This window comes from Piscinibacterium candidicorallinum (genome assembly GCF_047549485.1).
GTDB lineage: Bacteria > Pseudomonadota > Gammaproteobacteria > Burkholderiales > Burkholderiaceae_C > Piscinibacterium > Piscinibacterium candidicorallinum.
Map to the genome: position 1 here is coordinate 2,810,197 of NZ_CP180191.1, position 16,895 is coordinate 2,827,091.

Sequence of the window (16,895 nt, forward strand, 5' to 3'; positions counted from 1 at the left end):
TCGTGGGATGGACCAGTCTGCAAGGGCAAGCACTGCGGCCGGCTTCTTCTACGTCTGTTGACGCGGTGCTACGGATACGGCGGTGCAACACATCGGCGCGGACCGTCGTGCGGTCTGCCCGAGCGCGGGCGATTCATAGGCGGCGCGCAAAGTGCCGGCAATGATCGGTTGCTATGTGGTCAGCAACTTTCGATGGCGCACTGCACAAGCCCCGGACCCCGGTGCCCCAGTGCGCCGCTACATTGCCGCCATGCACAAAGACACATCTGAAATTCACACCGCGGACCTTCCGCGCCAAGCCGAATTCAATCCGCTGTACCGGCCCTACCTGGTGCTGGTAGGTGCCATCACGCTGGCGATCACGGTGATCGGCATTCCGCTGGCCATCATCTGGGTGCTGGGCGTGGGCCAATGGTGGGCGCGCCACTACTTCGACAAACTGGAATGCGAGCTGACCGACCGCACGGTGCGCTTTCGCAAGGGCATCCTGTTCCAGGTGGAGCGCACCATTCCGCTGGAGAACATCCAGGACGTGACCTTCATCGAGGGTCCGCTGCTGCGGCAGTTCCACCTGGCCACGCTCAAGTTCGAGACCGCAGGCCAAAGCGCGGGCCAGGCGCACGACATGTCACTTGTCGGCATCATCGACGCCCACCAGTTCCGCGACCGCATCCTGAGCGCGCGCGACGAACTGCGCCAGCGCCACAGCCCGGCCGCCCAGGCACCTGCCGCGGCGCCGGCCGCGGGAACAGATGCCGAACTGCTCAAGCAGCTCAGCACCCAGACCGTGCTGCTGCACAAGATCAGCGAGCAGCTCGACACACTGATCGCGCAGCGAAAGGGCATCTAGACATGCAGAACCTGCCCGTCATCGTGATCGAAGGTGTGCTCGTCTTTGGCGGCGTGCTCGCGTTTGCCTGGTGGCAGCTGCGCGAGCTCAAGCAGCTCGAGCGTGAGCGCGAGCGCAAGAAGGCGGAGGCTGCAGGCTCAAAGAGCGAGAGCGAAGATCCGAAAGCCTGATCCCGCGGTACACCGCTCGGAGCGGGAACTTGCACCCCGGCTCGATGCAAGTCAGTCACCCAGCCGGCGTCCTTCTCCCGATACAAGCCAGCAACAAGCCACGGGGATAATGCTGTCTGCCAGCTTGCGGGACGGCCCCGAAGGGAACCCGTCGGCCCGGCCATCGTCCATCATTGCGCTGCGCTTGCACGACCAGCGCCGCAGCCACGCTCCCCTTACAGCTAGGCACACTGCAGATTGCGCCCCCAGACTGCCCGCAACAACGTGATTCCCCTGCCCGTACCCGGGCCGGGCGGCGCGCGGGCCATGCCGGTCGTGGTGAGTTCCGGCCCGGCGAATGTGCGGCTGTCTGCGAGCTCACCCTACGACGCCGATGCCCGCACGCAACGCCGCCTTGGCGCCGGCGCGCTGGGCATCTCGGCGCTGATCAATCTGCTGATCATCCTGCTGCTGGCCTCGGTCAATCCGCCGCCGCCCAAGATGGAGCAACGTGCCGGCGCGCCGATTGAAGTGAACCTGAGTGGTCTGGACCCGGAGCCGCCGGCCGCCGCCGCACCACGCCAGCAGCAGCGCCCCATGCCGCGCCGCGCCGAGAACCCGCGCAGCGTGCCGCCACCCACCCGTGCCGACGCCCTGCCCCCGCCGGTACCGAACGCGCCGCCGCCGATCGAGCCACAGCCGCAACGCCCGCGCGACGTCACCGAGCTGTTCGACTTCAAACCGCAGCCCCGCGCGCCGCAGCAGCCGCAGGAGGACTTCATGGCCGACATGAAGCGCCGCCAGGGAGCAAGCACGCCGCAAACCGCCGCCGAGGAGAGCGAGGCCAGCCGCGCGGCGCGCAACGCGGCGGGCAACATTGCGGCTCTGACGCAAAAGGGCATGCGCGGCAACAGCGAGACCGGCGGCGTATTCACCATCACGGAGATCGGCCTGCGCCGCGCGGAGTTCACCTTCAACGGCTTCGAGAACCAGACCCGCGGCCGATTTGCCGAGCGCATTGCCGTGGAGCAGGGCAGCGAGGTGGACGTGCGCGTGGCGATCGTCAAGGAGATGATCCGACTGATCCGCCGCTTCAAGACGGGCGACTTCGTGTGGGAGTCGCGCCGCCTGGGCAAGGACGTGACCCTCAGCGCCCGCCCGGCCGATGACACTGCACTCTTCAACTTCCTGATGCTCGAGATGTTCCCCGAGGATGCCAAGCGCCTGTCGCGCCCCTAGGGCATGGAGTTCAGCCCCCGGAGACTCAAGTGAAAACGCCCCGTCAGCCGCGGGGCGTTTTCATTCAGGCAGGCTGCACTCAGCGCGGCATGTCGATCACGTTCGGATCATTGGGCCGGGCGCGGAAGGGCTGGGCCTCGCCGGCCGTGGCGGTGCTCTGCTCTGTGCGGGCGCGCAGAACGGCGTACAGCTCGGCCGGAATGAGCTTGTAGGCCAGCGCAAGCAAGCCGCTGACAATGGCGATGTCATCCAGCCAACCCAGGCCGATGAAGAGGTCCGGGATCAGGTCGATGGGCAGGACGAGATAGCCGAAGGCTGCCAGCATGGCCAACTTGGCTCGCTTGGGCGTGCGCGGATCACGCAAGGCCACCCAGACAAAGCGCAGTTCCTTGCGCAGCTTCCAGGCCATCGTGGCAAACAGCAGGGGGCGTTTCATGTGTGGCGTTCTCCGGGGTGCAGACAGCGCAACTTGCGCGCCGCCTGTAGGACGATTTTGGGGCAGATCCGGTTCCCCGCGCCTGAGGATTGCACCTAGATCGGCAGCGCTGCGACCGGTACCGCCCAGAGTGCGACGAATGCCCGCTTCGCGTCACCGTGGCCACCGTGCTTGCATGGCAACATGGCGCGTTTTGGAGGGAGTCCAAGATGATCGGTTACGCCACTCTGGGAACCAACGACCTGCCGCGCGCAGCGGCCTTCTATGACGCGCTGCTCTCCGAGCTCGGCGCCAAGCGCATGTGGGAATACGACGGCGGCATCGGCTGGGGCGTGAGCCCGGAGCTGCCGGTGCTGGGCATTCTCAAGCCCTACAACAGGCAGCCGGCCACCGTGGGCAATGGCACGATGGTTGCAATCGTCGTCAACTCACCCGCCAAGGTGGACGCCATGTACACCTTGGCGCTCAAGCTCGGCGCCAGGGACGAAGGCCCAGCCGGGCCGCGTGGGCCGAGCTTCTACGCCGGCTACTTCCGCGACCCGGACGGCAACAAGCTCAATGTGTTCTGCAGCACGAGCGTCGAATAACCATTGAATTGCATTGCATTCAGTATCAGCGGCGGCATGGCACCGCTGCGCGCAGTCACTTGAGGGAGAAGAACACATGGCCGGCAGCAGCCTGCTTGCATTGATTGACGACATTGCCACCGTGCTCGATGACGTGGCCGTACTGACCAAGGTGGCCGGCAAGAAGACGGCTGGCGTGCTGGGCGACGACCTCGCGCTGAATGCCGAACAGGTCTCCGGCGTGCGTGCCGAGCGTGAGCTGCCGGTGGTCTGGGCGGTGTGCAAGGGCTCGCTGCTGAACAAGGCCATCCTCGTGCCGGCGGCTCTGGCCCTGGCGGTGTTTGCGCCCTGGCTGATCACGCCACTGCTGATCCTTGGCGGCCTGTTCCTCTGCTACGAGGGCGTGGAGAAGCTCGCGCACAAGCTGCTGCACAAAGGCGAAAGCGAAGCCAACGACAAGGCGCTGGCCAGCGCGCTGGCAGACCCCAATGTGGACCTGGTGGCGCTGGAGAAAGAGAAGATCAAGGGCGCGATCCGCACCGACTTCATCCTCTCGGCCGAGATCATCGTGATCGCCCTGGGCGTGGTGGATGGCAAGCCCTTCGGCACGCAGGTGGCGGTGCTGTCGGGCATTGCGCTGCTGATGACGATCGGCGTGTACGGTCTGGTGGCCGGCATCGTGAAGCTGGACGACGGCGGCCTGTGGCTGTCGCGCCGTGACGGTCAACCCGCGCTGCAGGCGATCGGCCGCGGCATCCTGCGCGCTGCGCCCTGGCTGATGAAGACACTGTCCGTGGTGGGTACGGCGGCCATGTTCCTGGTGGGCGGTGGCATTCTGGTGCACAAGATTCCGCAGCTGCATCACCTGGTGGAGCCCCTGCTGACCGGGCTGAACGGCTTCGTGCAGGTGCTGGTGAGCAGCCTGGCCGATGCAAGCGCGGGCATCGCGGCCGGCGCGGTGGTGCTGGCGGTGGTGACACTCGCGCAGCGGACGTTCAAGCGCGGCTGATCGGGTATCACCATGCGCCGTCCTTGCGGAGGGCATGAACCCGGCAGCCTCTTGATGAGAAACACTTTCGGCCATCAAATTGCATTGAATTCAGACTGAAATGAGCGTCCCTGGGGTCGCCGGCTTACCGCTTGCGGCGCGCGGATCTTCGGGTATACGCGCAGTGGATTTGGCGCTTTTCAGTCAACTTCAGACCAATCAACCATTCTCTTTCGGCCAAGGATCAAGACATGCTGGTTGTGTACACCACCGTGGGCGATGAAGCCGCCGCCAAGCGCCTGGCGCAGACCGTGATCCGCGCCCAGCTGGCGGCCTGCGCGCAGATCAGCCGGATCGAGAGCCTGTACCTCTGGGCTGGCGACATGCAGCAAACGCCGGAGTGGCGGATCGCCTTCAAGACCACGGAGGCCTGCTACGACGCCATCACCACCGTACTCAAGGCGGACCACCCCTACGAACTGCCGCAGATCATCGCCGTGCCAGTCTGCGCCGCGCACCCGGAGTACGCGCTCTGGGTGGAGAGCAAGAGCATTGCACCGACCACGCCGGGCGCGGCCAATCGCACCTGAACGCGGCAGGGAGGTGGCGGGCAGCCCGCACCTTATGGTTCGCCGAACTTGCCCTGCGAGCGCGCGGGCACCTCGCCGCAGTCCGGGCTGACGAATCGGGCGCTGTAGCGGATCGTCATCGCGACCCGGCCGTCATCCGGGCCGCCGCCGCCCGCGCGCGAAAAGCCACTGAAGCGTTCGTCGCTCTCTCGCCAGTACTCCGCCTTCATGCTCATCTGCCGCGTGCTGGCGGGCACGGCAGGCATCTCGCGCCCGTCGGGCCGGCGGCGCGCAGGCAGCGCCGGCTGGTTCACGGTACACAGCTCGTCCACCCGCCAGCCGGCCTGCGTCTGCAGGCGCTCGCCGCGGCAATCGCGGCTGCGGCCGGTGGGGTCGGTCGGCATGGGCATGCCGGTTTCGGTGGCGGCAGGCTCGGCCTCGCGCGGCATGGCCATCGGCAGCTTTGCCCGCACACCGCGCAGGCAGATCGGGTAGTCACGCTCAGCGGCACGGCCAGACACGGCAGACAGCGTCTGCACCAGCAGCGGCTCGAACTTCACGCTGCCCGTGACCTGCCACAGGCCTTCGCGCACCGGCAGCGGCTCGCCGGGCGGTGCGGCGCGGATCGCGTCCAGATGCTGCGGCGTGGCGCAGGCGGCAAGCAGCAAGGCGGCGCACGCCAAGGCCAAGGCGGCGCTGCCTCGCGAAGGATGAGCTGGGAACATCGGATGATCAGACATGGGGTGCACCACTCGGAGGGGACTGCTGCACCCTAGGTGCTGCCCCCTGTTTCCATCCAGAACAGTGGCGCGCGGTCGCAGCAGATGCCACCGACCGTGGCGCGGGCTGCTGCCGGACTGCAGCTGGCGCAAAGGTGGCGGATGCGCCAGACAGGGCGCGCGCAGGTGTCTGCAAGTCTCCAGTGCCGCGTCGTGTCAGGCCACAAAAGACATTGCCCCGCACTGGGCGGGGCAATGTCTTTATTCACATGTTGAATGCAGCAGCGCAGTCCTTGCGGCATGCGCATGTCACCGCCGACAAGCGCGCGGCTCAGTCGCCCTTGCTGAAGCGGGCAAAAGCGCCGGCGTCGTTGAAACCGCGATGGCCCTGGCGGCTGCCGCGACCCTCTGCGGACGCCGGGCGTGCCGGGCGGCGGGCATCGCCGAAGCCGGGCACCTGACCATAGCCGCGGGGCTCCCGCGGGGCGCGGCTATCTGCGCCGCGGTCAGCCTGCGTGCCGAAGCGTGCATCGCCGCGGCCGGGGCCACGAGGCGCCCAGGTATCGCGCGGAGTGCGGGTATCACCGCCGGCTGGCGCACGACCTTCGGCGGCAAATCCACCGCTGCTGGTCCGTGCCGGGCCACCGAAGCCGCCACGGCCTTCGCGAGCCTGGCGGTATTCGCCTGCACCGCCGCGTTCGTCCTTGCGCCATGCCGGTGCCGACTTGGTCCAGGGGCCGCGAGCATCGGCGCCTTGCGGATTGCTGCGGGCGGCGCGCTCGCCGTCCCAGGGGCGGGCCGGGCGGTCGCCCTGGGCATGCTGCGGGCGGTCACCATAGGCGCGCTGAGGGCGATCGCTGTATGCGCGCTGGGGCCGATCACCATAGGGGCGATCACGGCGCTGGCCAGGGCGACCGTCCTTGAAACCGGGCGCGGGGCGCTGCGGCTCCAGACCTTCCACCACGGCAGCGGGAATCGGGCGGCTGGTGAAGCGCTCGATGCGGCGGATCTTGAACTTGTCGTCGGCCAATGCCAGGGTGATGGCCGTGCCGGCACGGCCGGCGCGACCGGTGCGCCCGATGCGGTGCACATAGTCCTCGGCGTTCATCGGCAGGCCGTAGTTGATGACGTGGCTGATGGTGGGCACGTCAATGCCGCGCGCAGCCACATCGGTAGCCACGAGTACGCGCACGCGGCCGCTGCGCAGGTTCTGCAGGATGCGGTTGCGCTTGGGCTGGGGCAGCCCGCCGTGCAGTGCGGCGGTGGCGTGGCCACGCTCTTCAAGCGCGCCGGCCAGCCAGTCGGCATCTTCCTGCGTGCTGGTGAAGACGATGGCCTGGTCGAGGTTGTCGCGCGTGAGCCAGTGGGTGAGCAGCGCGTTCTTGTGCGACTCATCATCCGCCCAGTGCAGATGCTGGGTGATGCTGGCGTGCTGGTCGCGCTGGCTGTTGAGTTCGATGCGCTGCGGGTCGCGCAGCATGTCGCGCGCCAGCGTGGCCAGGCGGCCGGCGAAGGTCGCGCTGAACATCACGGTCTGGCGCGTGGCCAGCGTGGCCGCGCAAATGGCCTCGATGTCCTCGATGAAGCCCATGTCGAGCATGCGGTCGGCCTCGTCCAGGATCAGGGTTTCGACCGTGGACAGGTCCAGTTTGCCGCTCTGGATGTGATCCAGCAGACGGCCGGGGGTGGCGATCATCACGTCCAGACCGCCGCGCAGGGCCTTCATCTGCACGTGATACGGCATGCCGCCGAGCATGGTGGCGACCTTGAGCCACTTCAGGTTGCGGCCGAAGAGCTGCGTCTGCTTCTCAATCTGCTGCGCCAGTTCGCGCGTGGGCGTGAGAATGAGCACGCGCGGCTCTCCGCGCTGGGCGCGGGTCTTGTCGCCACCGGCGGGCTTGTTCAGTGTGAGCTTGTGCAGCGCAGGCAGCAGGAAGGCTGCAGTCTTGCCGCTGCCGGTCTCGGCGCTGACCATCAGGTCGCGGCCTTCGAGCGCGGGCGCAATGGATGCGGCCTGCACGGGTGTGGGTTCGGTAAAGCCAGCGGCATGGACCGCGGCGAGGATGGGCTCGGCCAGATTGAAGGAGGAGAACCCAGTGGATGTGGTTTGGGTGGGTTGTGTCATGAAAGAACCTGCAAAAACGATCTCGCCTCGCAAACCCGACGGGTTGCAAGGACATGGAAAACATCGAGAACGATCAAGCCCGGTTCAATCGAACAATCACGCCACGAAAGCGTGTTCGCGTGCAGCAAGGCTGCGCAACAACCGGGGAATCAACAGTGCCGATGGACTGGCGAAGGCGTGCTTCGCGTGGCGTCCAGTGCAAAAAGACAGCGGGCGAGGTGTGCAACCCGTGAATTGGATGCGGGCCGTCTGAATACAGACACAGCGGCCGCGATAAGACGCAACATGTAGAAGTGTACCCGGGCAAGCCTGATCTGACCTAATCGGCCGTTGGGTGCGGCGCTCTAGCATCCGCGCCATGGACGTGCAGATCCTGCATCAAGACGACTCAATCGTGGTGGCCGACAAGCCCAGCGGCCTCTTGGCCGTGCCCGGCCGCGGCGCCGAAAAGCTCGACAGCTTGGCCTGGCGCGTACAGCAGCGCTGGCCGGATGCGCGCGTGGTGCACCGTCTGGACATGGAGACCTCGGGTCTGATGGTCTTCGGCCTGGGGCTGGCGGCGCAGCGCGCCGTGTCGATGGCCTTTGAGCAGCGTCGCGTCGACAAGCGCTACATCGCGGTGGTGGCGGGCTTGCTGCACGAAGACGCCGGCACAGTTGATGCGCCACTGATCTGCGACTGGCCCAATCGCCCGCGTCAGAAGATCGATGCGATGCACGGCAAGCCCTCGCTCACTCACTGGACTGTGCTTGCCCGCGACCCGCACGCGCAAACCACGCGGGTGCGGCTCGAACCGGTAACCGGCCGCTCTCACCAGCTGCGCCTGCACATGCTGCACCTGGGCCACCCCATCCTGGGCGACACGCTCTACGCCGACCGGGCAGCGCGCGCCGCCGCGCCCCGCCTGATGCTGCATGCGCAGTGGCTGCGCATCCCGCACCCAGGCAGCAGTGAGCTGCTCGAATTCGATTGCCCTGTGCCGTTCTGAACCCCATTGCACCCATTCATAAGGAGCACCTGTCATGAGCACCCCGCTCTTCATCATCACCGGCAGTTCACGCGGCCTCGGTCTCGGTCTCGCGCAGGCTTGTGCCGAGGCGGGATATCGGGTCCTCGGCATCGCCCGCAGGCAGGCTCCGGCGCTCGATGGCTGTGCCGAGCAGTGGGCCGCCGATCTATCCGATCCGCTGCCCGTGGCCGCGCGCCTGGAGACCTGGCTGCGCTCGCAAAGTCCGTCGGTCCTTGTACTGATCAACAACGCCGCACTGCTCACGGACCCCGGCCCGACCGATGCCGTGACGCCCGAAGCGCTAAGCCAGGCCCTGCGTGTCGGGCTTGAAGCGCCCCTGCTGCTCACGGCCGCCTGCCTGCGTGCCACGGCGGGCTGGACCACCTCGCGCAAGGTGGTGCTGATTTCCTCGGGCCTGGGCCGGCGTGCGATGGCTGGCTCGGCACCCTACTGCGCGCAAAAGGCGGGTCTGGACCACTTCGCGCGCGCTGCGGCGCTGGACGAGGCGCTCAAGCCGCATGGCGCGCGCATCGTGTCGCTGGCACCCGGGGTCATCGACACCGACATGCAGGTGCAGCTGCGCAGCGCCAGCGGCCCGGGCTTCCCGGATCGCGGCTTGTTTGCTGACTACCACGCGAGCGGCCGACTCGCCACGCCTCAGGCAGCGGCCCAGGCGGTGCTGCACTATGTGGCGCGCGCTGACTTTGGCAGCAATCCCGTGGCAGATGTGCGCGACGTCTGAGTTGTCACGCAGGCGCCCGCGCTTGCTGGATACACTGCCCGGATGAGCGCTCAGGACCACGCCATCCGCGCCACCTCCTCTGAAGCTGCACCACTCGTCCAAGACGGCCCTGGCCCACAAGGCCTAGGCGGTCTGCTGGCGGGTTTCGTGCGCAGGCATCTGCGTGCCTACGTGATTGCCGCCCTCATGCTCGCCGGCGTTGCGGTGCTGACCGTGTGGCTGCCGCGCCAGATCGGGTATGTCGTGGATGCACTGGTGGCGCGGCAGCTCGATCTGCCGGGGCTGGCGCGCGAACTGGGCCTGATGATCGCTGCCGGCGTAGCCATCTACTTCCTGCGTGTGGGCTGGCGCCTCTACCTCTTTGCCGCGGCCTATCAGCTCGGACAAAGCCTGCGCACCCGCCTCTACACCCGCCTCACACTGCAAGGCCCGCGCTTCTTTCAGCGCAGACGTACGGGCGACCTGATGGCGAACGCCACCAACGACATCGACGCGGTAGAAATGACGGCCGGCGAAGCCATGCTGGCAGGCTTTGACGGCACGCTGACCCTCGTGCTGGTGGTGGCGATGATGACGCTGGGTGTGGATTGGCGCCTTGCGCTCGTGGCGCTGCTGCCCTTCCCGCTGATGGCGCTGGCCTTCTGGCACATCTCGCGGCATGTGCATGAGGCCTGGGCGCAATCGCTGGATCGGTTCAGCAAGCTCAATGAGCATGTACAGGAAACCTTTGCCGGTGTGCGTACGGTGCGTGCGCTGGGGCTCGAGCAACGCAGCGAGAAGCACTTTGGCGAACTGGCCAAGAAGGCTGCAGACACGAGCTTTGATGCGCAGCGCTGGGAGGCAGCGTACGAACCGGCGGTGGGCTTCACGCTCGCCACGGCCACGGCCATCACGCTGGGTTTTGGTGGCTATCTGATCTGGCAGAAGGAAATGACCGTTGGCCAGCTCACCACGTTCTCGCTCTACCTCGGGAATCTGATCTGGCCCATGTTTGCAGCGGGCTGGGTGCTGTCGCTGATCGAGCGCGGCAAGGCGGCCTGGGCGCGTCTCGGGCCGGTGTTGCATGAACCGCTCACTGTGGAGGATGCTGGCAGCGTCACCGGCATCGCGCCCGGCCCACTGGTGGCGCAGGCACTGAGTTTCACCTACCCGACCCAGCAGCGGCGCGCGCTGGACGACGTCGACTTTCGGCTTGAACCCGGTCAGATGCTGGGCCTCGTGGGCCCGACGGGCGCCGGCAAGACCACCCTGGTACGCCTGCTGCTGCGCCAGTACGCCCCGAGCCATGGCGCGCTGCTTTGGAGCGGCAAGCCGCTGGCGGACTACTCGCTGCAGGCCCTGCGCGAAGCCGTGAGCTGGGTCTCCCAGGAGCCCTTCCTGTTCACCGCAAGCGTGGCGGACAACATCCGCCTGGCCAAGCCGGATGCCACGCGAGAGGAAGTCGAACGCGTTGCCCGGCTAGCCGCGGTGCACGAGGACATCATGCGCTTGCCTCGCGGCTACGACACACCCGTGGGCGAGCGCGGTGTGACGCTCTCTGGCGGGCAGAACCAGCGCGTTGCCATTGCGCGAGCGTTGCTTGCCGATGCACCGCTGCTCGTTCTTGATGATGCACTTTCTGCTGTGGACACCGGGACTGAGGCTGCGATCCTCTCGCACATGAAGCAGGCCCGCGCCGGCCGTACCGTGATCGTGATCGGCCACCGGCTGAGCGCACTTGTCGAGGCGGATCACACCCTTGTGCTGCGCGATGGGCGAGTCGTGGAACAGGGCAATCATGCGCAACTCGTGGCGCATGACGGCTGGTACGCCCGTCAGTGGCGCTATCAACAGCTCGAAGCCTCACTGGATGCGGACTGAGGTCGCCCGATGGCTGATGACGCAAGCGTGATGAACCTCGCAGACGAGAAGCACCGTCCCACCACCGCGGCGGAGCGCCGTGAAGCGTTCGAGCTCCTGCGCAAGGCAGCCAGCCCGGACAGCGCGCACCTGCGGGCCGGCCTGCTCTGGCTGGCCGTGGCCGCGGGCCTGGAAGCGCTCGGGCCGGTGTTGGGCAAGTGGTTCATCGACACCTATCTGATCCCGCGCCACGGCGACCTGCCCGCGATGTTCGGCATCGTGGGGGGCGTCCTGCTGGCTGGCTGCATCGCGAGCTGGGTGCGCTATCTGCAGCTGGTGCGCCTGGCCGGCGTTGCCATGCGCTCCGTGCAGCGCATCCGGGAGCAGGTGTACGCACACGTACTTGCCTTGCCGATGAGCTTCTTCGACCGCGCGATCATCGGCCAGCTGGTCAGCCGCGTCACCAACGACACCGAGTCCGTCAAGGGTCTGTACGTTCAGGTGCTTTTCGTCATGCTCGACAGCGTGATTGCCCTGGCCGGCATGATGATCGTGATGGCCTTCCTGGACTGGCGCCTGATGCTGATCGTGGCGACGCTGATACCGGCCGTGGTTGCGATCGTCGCCCTCTATCAGCGCTGGAGTGCGCCAGCGGTCAGCCGCGCCCGCGAGCTGCGCAGCGACATCAATGCCCAGATGGCGGAGTCCATCAACGGCATGCCGGTGATTCAGGCGAGCAATGCAGCGCAGCGCTTCGCGGCCCGCTTTGCCCAGACCAATGCCAGCCACTACGAGTCACGGCTGGCGGAGCTGCGTGCCAACGCCTGGCTGCTGCGTCCGGCACTGGACTTCCTGAACGTGCTGCTGATCTGCGCGGTGATCCTCGTGTTCGGCATCCGCTCCGGGACAGAGACGGGCGGGCTGTCGGCCATCGAGGTGGGTGTTCTGTACGCGTTCATCAGCTACATCGCCCGCGTGGTGGAGCCGCTGATCCAGATCACCATGCAGTTCTCCGTGCTGCAGCAGTCGATCGTTTCCGCAGCGCGCGTGAACCACCTGATCAAGGAAGCCGAAGCCCCCAAGGCTGCCAGCGCAGGCGAAGTGCGCAAGGGCGCGATCCGGATCGAGAACCTGGACTTTGCCTATAACCCCGGCGTTCGCGTGCTCCATCAGATCAACCTGGACATTCCCGCGGGGAGTTTCTTCGGCATCGTTGGTCACACGGGGAGCGGCAAGAGCACCTTGCTGTCCCTGCTGCTGAGGTTCTATGAATCCGAGCCCGGTGCGATTCGCATTGACGGTCAGCCGCTGATGTCACTGGGCGATGAAGCGTTTCGGCGCGCTGTCGGGCTGGTGCCTCAGGAGCCCTTCCTGCTTGCAGCCAGCGCGCGCGAAAACATCGACATGGGCCGAGGATTGAGCGAAGAGCGAATCGTCGCAGCGGCCCAGGCGGCACGGGCGCACGACTTCGTACTGCAGCTTCCTGAGGGCTACGACACCGCCTTGGGCGAAGGCGGTGCGCGCCTGTCGGTGGGCCAGAAGCAGCTTCTGGCGATTGCCAGAGCCTTGGCGGGCGATCCGAAAATACTCTTTCTGGACGAAGCCACCAGCCACATCGACAGTGAAACCGAGCAGCAGGTGCAGCAGGCGCTGTCCGAACTGCGCGGGCGTGTCACCGTGGTTGCGATCGCACACCGACTCTCCACGATCCGCGACGCAGATCGCATCGTGGTCCTTAACCACGGGCGCCTGGCGGAACTCGGATCACATGATCAGCTGATGGCGATCTCCGGCGGGATATACCAGCGGCTCTACCAGCTGCAGCAAATCGAGATCGCCAATGAGCAGGAACTCAATGCGCAGCCTTCTGCAAGCCCGGCCTGAGCACGTTCAGCCGGTCGAACTGGCCAAGGCCTATCGGCTCATGAACCACGGACCGACGGTCCTGGTCAGCAGCAGCCATGCCGGGCGCAGCAATGTCATGGCTGCCGCGTGGTCCATGCCACTGGACTTCACTCCACCGAAAGTCTGCGTGGTCATCGACAAATCCACGCTGACGCGTCGGCTGGTCGAGGCCTCCGGACAGTTCACGCTGGCCGTACCGAGCCGCGCAGCTGCAGCGGCAACCCTCGCTGTCGGGCGGACATCGGGGTCGGCCCTGCCGATGGATGAAGACAAGTTCGAGCACTACGGCCTGTCGTTTCATGCGGGTCAGCTGGGAGCGCCGCTTCCGGCAGACTGTCTTGCCTGGCTTGAGTGCGAGGTGATCGATGAACCACACAACCAGCAGGTGTACGACCTGTTCATCGGTGAAGTGAGGCACGCCTGGGCGGACACCCGGGTCTTTCGCGACGGGCACTGGCACGCGGGAGGTGAATCGCTGCAAAGCATTCACTACATTGCGGGTGGCAGTTTCTTTGCTGCCAGCGAGTCCTTCGTCACGGAGCCCCTGCAGCCATGCGCGCCCTCTTCGCACTCGGACTGACCCTAGCGCTCTCGGCCTGCGCCATCAGCGTGAACACCGATCCGCACCCCCCACAGACAAAGGCAAGCCGCAGCGTGACGCCCGCTGAGCGCACGCTGCTCGAGAAGCAGGTGGCCCACGCCGAGCGCACCTTCGCCAGGACCATGGCAGACCGCGACCTTGCGGAGTTCGAGCGCTTCCTCTCCGTGGAGACGGTGTGGAAGTCCGGACCCGATGGCGAGAACAAGCCCCTGCGTGGCCCGGAGGCTGTGGTCGGATACTGGAAGCGCTACTTCGAGACGCCGGCAGCGCCCTTCTCCTGGAAGCCTGCGAGTGTGCACGTGACCGACGCAGGTGACCTCGCCATCAGTGCCGGACCGGTCTACGACCCCAGCGGCAAGCGATTCGCGACCTACACCAGCATCTGGCGGCAGGAATCGCCAGGCATCTGGAAAGTGCTGTTCGACTGGGGCTCGCCTTGGATCGAGTCCACCCAGCGTTGAAATCGCACTGAACACTCCGGAGATGAATGCGCGGCTGCGGCTGAACCTGTGGGTGGCGGTCACGCTTGGCGTGGGCGCGAGTGCCTGTGCAGCGGCCGGCGTGCGGCTCCCCACCGCGCTCACCGGTGCCTGGGGAGTGCTTCTGCTAATCGTCGTCAGCCCGATTCTCGAAGAGTGGCTGTTGCGCGCCGGCCTGCATGACGCACTGGCGCGGCGCTGGCCCGAGCGGTCCCGCGGCTGGACGTCTCCCATCACGCTCGCCGTCGCGGCCGCGTTTGCACTCGCCCACGCCGCGGTGCAATGGCACTGGCAGGGGCTGCTGACTCTGGCTCCGGCCTGGCTGATCGGCTGGGCATACTCGGAGAGCCGGTCCCTGGGCTGGGCCATCAGCCACCACGCCCTGGCCAATGCGGCGCTGCTCGCCTCGGGCCTCTGGCTCAGCCGCTAGGCAGACTCCCTCTCTGGGGTAATCACTAGGACTGCGCTGCGCTCAGCCCCCGAAGCTGAAGCGAGGCTGTCACATGCCTGAAATACGTTCTCTCGAATGCCCGCGCGGGCGCTTTCTGCCTCGCGCGCGTCATGATTCCGAGAGGTCAAGGTGCTTTCCATTGCACGGTGGATGCTCACCACCACGCTCACGCTTTGCGGGCTGACCGCACACGCGCAAACAGGCGATCCTGTGGCGGGTGCCACCAAGTACCAGACCGTCTACGTCAATGAAGCCTGGCCTCTGCAGCCCAAATCAGGCAGCTGCGTGGCCTGCCATGGCAGTGCCCAGGCCCCCTCAATCAGCTTCAACGGCCGCGAGACGCCCGCGGGCATCGCCTTCGCCATCGCGAACAACCGCGGCGGCAAGGGCTTTCTGGACGGCATCCTGGGTGCGCAGGACATCGCCGACATCTCGGCCTACATCACCAACCCGAACATCAGCGTCGCCCCGGTGATTCGCATCAACCCTTCTGCGCTGGTGCTCAGCGGCACAGTCGTAACGCCAGCCGAAGGCACGCTCAATCTGGCCAACACCGGGGCGCGTGCACTGTTCATCAACGCGATCAGCGTGTCGGGTACAGGCTTCGCGCTGAATGCCGCCGGAACGACCTGTCGGCTCAACGAGCCGATTGCAGTGAACGCCCAGTGCCAGCTGGCCGTGCGATTCACCAGCAGCCAAGCTGTGAGCAATGCGCAGGGGTTTCTGGTCATCAACCACAATGCGCCGGGCAATGTGAGCACGATCACTCTGAGCGCAAGCATCGGCAGCGGCGCCGGTATCACGGTCGCGGGTGGCCCCTTAAGATTTCCCGACACGCCCATCGGAACAAGCTCGTCTGAGCAACTGCTCATTCTTCGCAGCACGGGGTCGGTCGCCCTGCGCATCAACAGCATCGTTCTCAGCCCCGCAGACTATCTCTCCGGGCCCAGCACCACGTGCGCACCGGGCACGGACATCCCCGCAGGCGGCAGCTGCACGCTGGGCGTCCTGCTTCGGCCCGCAATGCAGGGGCCGCGCCCCGGCAGCGTGAGCATCACTCACAACGCATCCAGTACGCCAACAACGGTCGATCTGTCTGGCGTTGGCACGACATCGTCCAACCCAGTGGCTCGTTGGAGCGCAAATACGCTGGACTTCCCCGCCACGCCGGTCGGCAGCACCGGCGCGAGCCAAAGTCTTGCAATCAGCAACTCCGGCAGCGCGCCGCTTGTCATCAGCGGCTTCAGCATCTCAGGCGTGAGCTTTCAGCTTGCAGACGAAACCTGCACCCGGGCAGCACTGGTCCCGGGCGGGACCTGCAGCGTGAGTGTGCGGTTTGCACCGGCGGCAACAGGCACCAGCAGCGGCACGCTCACCATCAGCTCCAACAGCAGCCCGCCCGCAGCGCCCGTGGCACTGAGCGGCGTCGGCGTACCCGAAGGCACGGCGATCCTCAGTGCAGCCCCCGCGGAGTTGAGCTTTGCGAGCACGCCAGTGGGGCAATCTGCCCAAGCACTGAGTCTGACGGTCACGAACACGGGGGCCGCTGCAGCGACACTCAGCGCGCCGCGTATCAGCGGCGCGCATGCGGGAGACTTCTCCGTGACGCCGGATGCAGCATGCAGCGCCGGCTCCATCCTGCCGCCCACAGGGCGCTGCTTGTTGAGCGTTACCTTCACCCCGCGCGCGGCAGGTGCGCGCACCGCAAGTCTCAGCATTGGCGGTGCCAGCACCGCAGCAATCAGCCTGGTGGGTACGGCGACGCCCGCGGCCGCATCGCTCACGGTCGACGTGGGTTCCGTTGTGGACCTCGGTACCGTGATCGCAGGCAGCCGCGTGACGCGCAGTATCCGGCTCAGTGCCGGAGCGGCGGATCTGCTCGTTGGCTCCATCGTGATCAACGGGCCATTCAGCATCGAACCCACAGGCTCATGCGGACGCAGCGGCTTTTCGATCAGTGCGGGTCAGAGCTGCACGGTCGACCTGTCGTTCTCGGCGCTCTCGGAAGGCGCGAACACGGGCAGCCTCGTCATCACGAGCACCGCGCCCGGCAGCCCGACCGCGGTACAACTGTCTGCAACTGTCCAGCGATCCAACGCTGCCCGCGAAGGAGGCGGCTGTTCTCTTGCAGGGCGCCATGCGCCTTTCGACCCGCTGCTTCCCGTGCTGCTGCTCTTGAGCGTGGTGGTGGTATGGACACGGGCGCGCCAGCGTTCGAACGGCTGAGG

The 16,895-nt window shown here is 66.5% G+C and carries 17 protein-coding genes; 14 read left to right on the forward strand and 3 right to left on the reverse strand.

Translation table 11 applies throughout. The features are described from left to right. Positions 1-250 precede the first annotated feature (250 nt). The 3 genes from ACMDW7_RS12790 (at position 251) to ACMDW7_RS12800 (ending at position 2,238) form a co-directional block, all read left to right on the forward strand. A complete protein-coding gene (locus ACMDW7_RS12790) occupies positions 251-850 on the forward strand; it encodes a PH domain-containing protein (protein ID WP_377304067.1) in 600 nt (199 codons plus the stop codon). Between the two features lie 2 nt (positions 851-852). Next, entirely contained in the window at positions 853-1,020 is a 168-nt protein-coding gene (locus ACMDW7_RS12795; protein ID WP_377304065.1) for a hypothetical protein, read from the forward strand. A 237-nt stretch (positions 1,021-1,257) separates the two neighbouring features. Then, a complete protein-coding gene (locus ACMDW7_RS12800) occupies positions 1,258-2,238 on the forward strand; it encodes a hypothetical protein (RefSeq protein WP_377304063.1) in 981 nt (326 codons plus the stop codon). A 79-nt stretch (positions 2,239-2,317) separates the two neighbouring features. Here the strand turns inward: ACMDW7_RS12800 and ACMDW7_RS12805 are convergent, their stop codons facing one another. After that, positions 2,318-2,674, reverse strand: a complete 357-nt coding sequence (locus ACMDW7_RS12805; RefSeq protein WP_377304061.1) for a YkvA family protein — start codon at positions 2,672-2,674, stop codon at positions 2,318-2,320. Between the two features lie 209 nt (positions 2,675-2,883). On the opposite strand from ACMDW7_RS12805, the gene ACMDW7_RS12810 reads away from it, so the two are divergent. From ACMDW7_RS12810 to cutA, 3 genes are all read left to right on the forward strand, one after another. Next, entirely contained in the window at positions 2,884-3,261 is a 378-nt protein-coding gene (locus ACMDW7_RS12810; protein WP_377304059.1) for a VOC family protein, read from the forward strand. A gap of 76 nt (positions 3,262-3,337) precedes the next feature. After that, entirely contained in the window at positions 3,338-4,249 is a 912-nt protein-coding gene (locus ACMDW7_RS12815) for a DUF808 domain-containing protein (protein WP_377304058.1), read from the forward strand. Positions 4,250-4,479: 230 nt separating this feature from the next. Continuing rightward, complete coding sequence (gene cutA, locus ACMDW7_RS12820) at positions 4,480-4,818, forward strand: divalent-cation tolerance protein CutA (RefSeq protein WP_377304056.1); 339 nt, start codon at positions 4,480-4,482, stop codon at positions 4,816-4,818. A gap of 32 nt (positions 4,819-4,850) precedes the next feature. Here cutA and ACMDW7_RS12825 read toward each other — a convergent pair whose 3' ends face one another. Further along, a complete protein-coding gene (locus tag ACMDW7_RS12825; protein WP_377304054.1) occupies positions 4,851-5,537 on the reverse strand; it encodes a hypothetical protein in 687 nt (228 codons plus the stop codon). Between the two features lie 310 nt (positions 5,538-5,847). Continuing rightward, the gene (locus tag ACMDW7_RS12830; protein ID WP_377304052.1) at positions 5,848-7,641 is read right to left on the reverse strand and encodes a DEAD/DEAH box helicase; all 1,794 of its coding nucleotides are present in this window, start codon (positions 7,639-7,641) and stop codon (positions 5,848-5,850) included. Between the two features lie 358 nt (positions 7,642-7,999). On the opposite strand from ACMDW7_RS12830, the gene ACMDW7_RS12835 reads away from it, so the two are divergent. The 8 genes from ACMDW7_RS12835 to ACMDW7_RS12870 all read left to right on the forward strand — a co-directional run bounded on the left by ACMDW7_RS12835 (position 8,000) and on the right by ACMDW7_RS12870 (position 16,893). Then, positions 8,000-8,629, forward strand: coding sequence for an RluA family pseudouridine synthase (locus tag ACMDW7_RS12835; RefSeq protein ID WP_377304050.1), 630 nt, complete (start codon positions 8,000-8,002; stop codon positions 8,627-8,629). A gap of 34 nt (positions 8,630-8,663) precedes the next feature. After that, a complete protein-coding gene (locus ACMDW7_RS12840; protein WP_377304048.1) occupies positions 8,664-9,392 on the forward strand; it encodes an SDR family NAD(P)-dependent oxidoreductase in 729 nt (242 codons plus the stop codon). 42 nt (positions 9,393-9,434) lie between these two features. Continuing rightward, positions 9,435-11,252, forward strand: coding sequence for an ABC transporter ATP-binding protein (locus ACMDW7_RS12845; RefSeq protein ID WP_377304046.1), 1,818 nt, complete (start codon positions 9,435-9,437; stop codon positions 11,250-11,252). A gap of 9 nt (positions 11,253-11,261) precedes the next feature. Then, on the forward strand, positions 11,262-13,115 hold the full coding sequence (locus ACMDW7_RS12850) for an ABC transporter ATP-binding protein (protein ID WP_377304044.1): 1,854 nt from the start codon (positions 11,262-11,264) through the stop codon (positions 13,113-13,115). Then, on the forward strand, positions 13,087-13,716 hold the full coding sequence (locus tag ACMDW7_RS12855; protein WP_377304042.1) for a flavin reductase family protein: 630 nt from the start codon (positions 13,087-13,089) through the stop codon (positions 13,714-13,716). The genes ACMDW7_RS12850 and ACMDW7_RS12855 overlap by 29 nt, the downstream gene beginning before the upstream one ends. After that, positions 13,689-14,198, forward strand: a complete 510-nt coding sequence (locus tag ACMDW7_RS12860) for a YybH family protein (protein WP_377304040.1) — start codon at positions 13,689-13,691, stop codon at positions 14,196-14,198. Before ACMDW7_RS12855 ends, ACMDW7_RS12860 begins: the two co-directional genes overlap by 28 nt. Positions 14,199-14,220: 22 nt before the next feature. Next, a complete protein-coding gene (gene mrtJ, locus ACMDW7_RS12865; RefSeq protein ID WP_377304038.1) occupies positions 14,221-14,646 on the forward strand; it encodes a JDVT-CTERM system glutamic-type intramembrane protease MrtJ in 426 nt (141 codons plus the stop codon). Between the two features lie 150 nt (positions 14,647-14,796). Then, the gene (locus ACMDW7_RS12870; protein ID WP_377304036.1) at positions 14,797-16,893 is read left to right on the forward strand and encodes a choice-of-anchor D domain-containing protein; all 2,097 of its coding nucleotides are present in this window, start codon (positions 14,797-14,799) and stop codon (positions 16,891-16,893) included. Positions 16,894-16,895 lie beyond the last annotated feature (2 nt).

Bases quoted from the DNA above. Each gene is read 5' to 3' on its own strand.
- ACMDW7_RS12795 (WP_377304065.1), top strand. From the start codon at position 853: ATGCAGAACCTGCCCGTCATCGTGATCGAAGGTGTGCTCGTCTTTGGC.
- ACMDW7_RS12860 (WP_377304040.1), top strand. From the start codon at position 13,689: ATGCGCGCCCTCTTCGCACTCGGACTGACCCTAGCGCTCTCGGCCTGC.
- cutA (WP_377304056.1), top strand. From the start codon at position 4,480: ATGCTGGTTGTGTACACCACCGTGGGCGATGAAGCCGCCGCCAAGCGC.
- ACMDW7_RS12790 (WP_377304067.1), top strand. From the start codon at position 251: ATGCACAAAGACACATCTGAAATTCACACCGCGGACCTTCCGCGCCAA.
- ACMDW7_RS12810 (WP_377304059.1), top strand. From the start codon at position 2,884: ATGATCGGTTACGCCACTCTGGGAACCAACGACCTGCCGCGCGCAGCG.
- ACMDW7_RS12830 (WP_377304052.1), bottom strand. From the start codon at position 7,641: ATGACACAACCCACCCAAACCACATCCACTGGGTTCTCCTCCTTCAAT.
- ACMDW7_RS12855 (WP_377304042.1), top strand. From the start codon at position 13,087: ATGCGCAGCCTTCTGCAAGCCCGGCCTGAGCACGTTCAGCCGGTCGAA.
- mrtJ (WP_377304038.1), top strand. From the start codon at position 14,221: ATGAATGCGCGGCTGCGGCTGAACCTGTGGGTGGCGGTCACGCTTGGC.
- ACMDW7_RS12815 (WP_377304058.1), top strand. From the start codon at position 3,338: ATGGCCGGCAGCAGCCTGCTTGCATTGATTGACGACATTGCCACCGTG.
- ACMDW7_RS12825 (WP_377304054.1), bottom strand. From the start codon at position 5,537: ATGTCTGATCATCCGATGTTCCCAGCTCATCCTTCGCGAGGCAGCGCC.
- ACMDW7_RS12840 (WP_377304048.1), top strand. From the start codon at position 8,664: ATGAGCACCCCGCTCTTCATCATCACCGGCAGTTCACGCGGCCTCGGT.
- ACMDW7_RS12845 (WP_377304046.1), top strand. From the start codon at position 9,435: ATGAGCGCTCAGGACCACGCCATCCGCGCCACCTCCTCTGAAGCTGCA.
- ACMDW7_RS12805 (WP_377304061.1), bottom strand. From the start codon at position 2,674: ATGAAACGCCCCCTGCTGTTTGCCACGATGGCCTGGAAGCTGCGCAAG.
- ACMDW7_RS12835 (WP_377304050.1), top strand. From the start codon at position 8,000: ATGGACGTGCAGATCCTGCATCAAGACGACTCAATCGTGGTGGCCGAC.
- ACMDW7_RS12850 (WP_377304044.1), top strand. From the start codon at position 11,262: ATGGCTGATGACGCAAGCGTGATGAACCTCGCAGACGAGAAGCACCGT.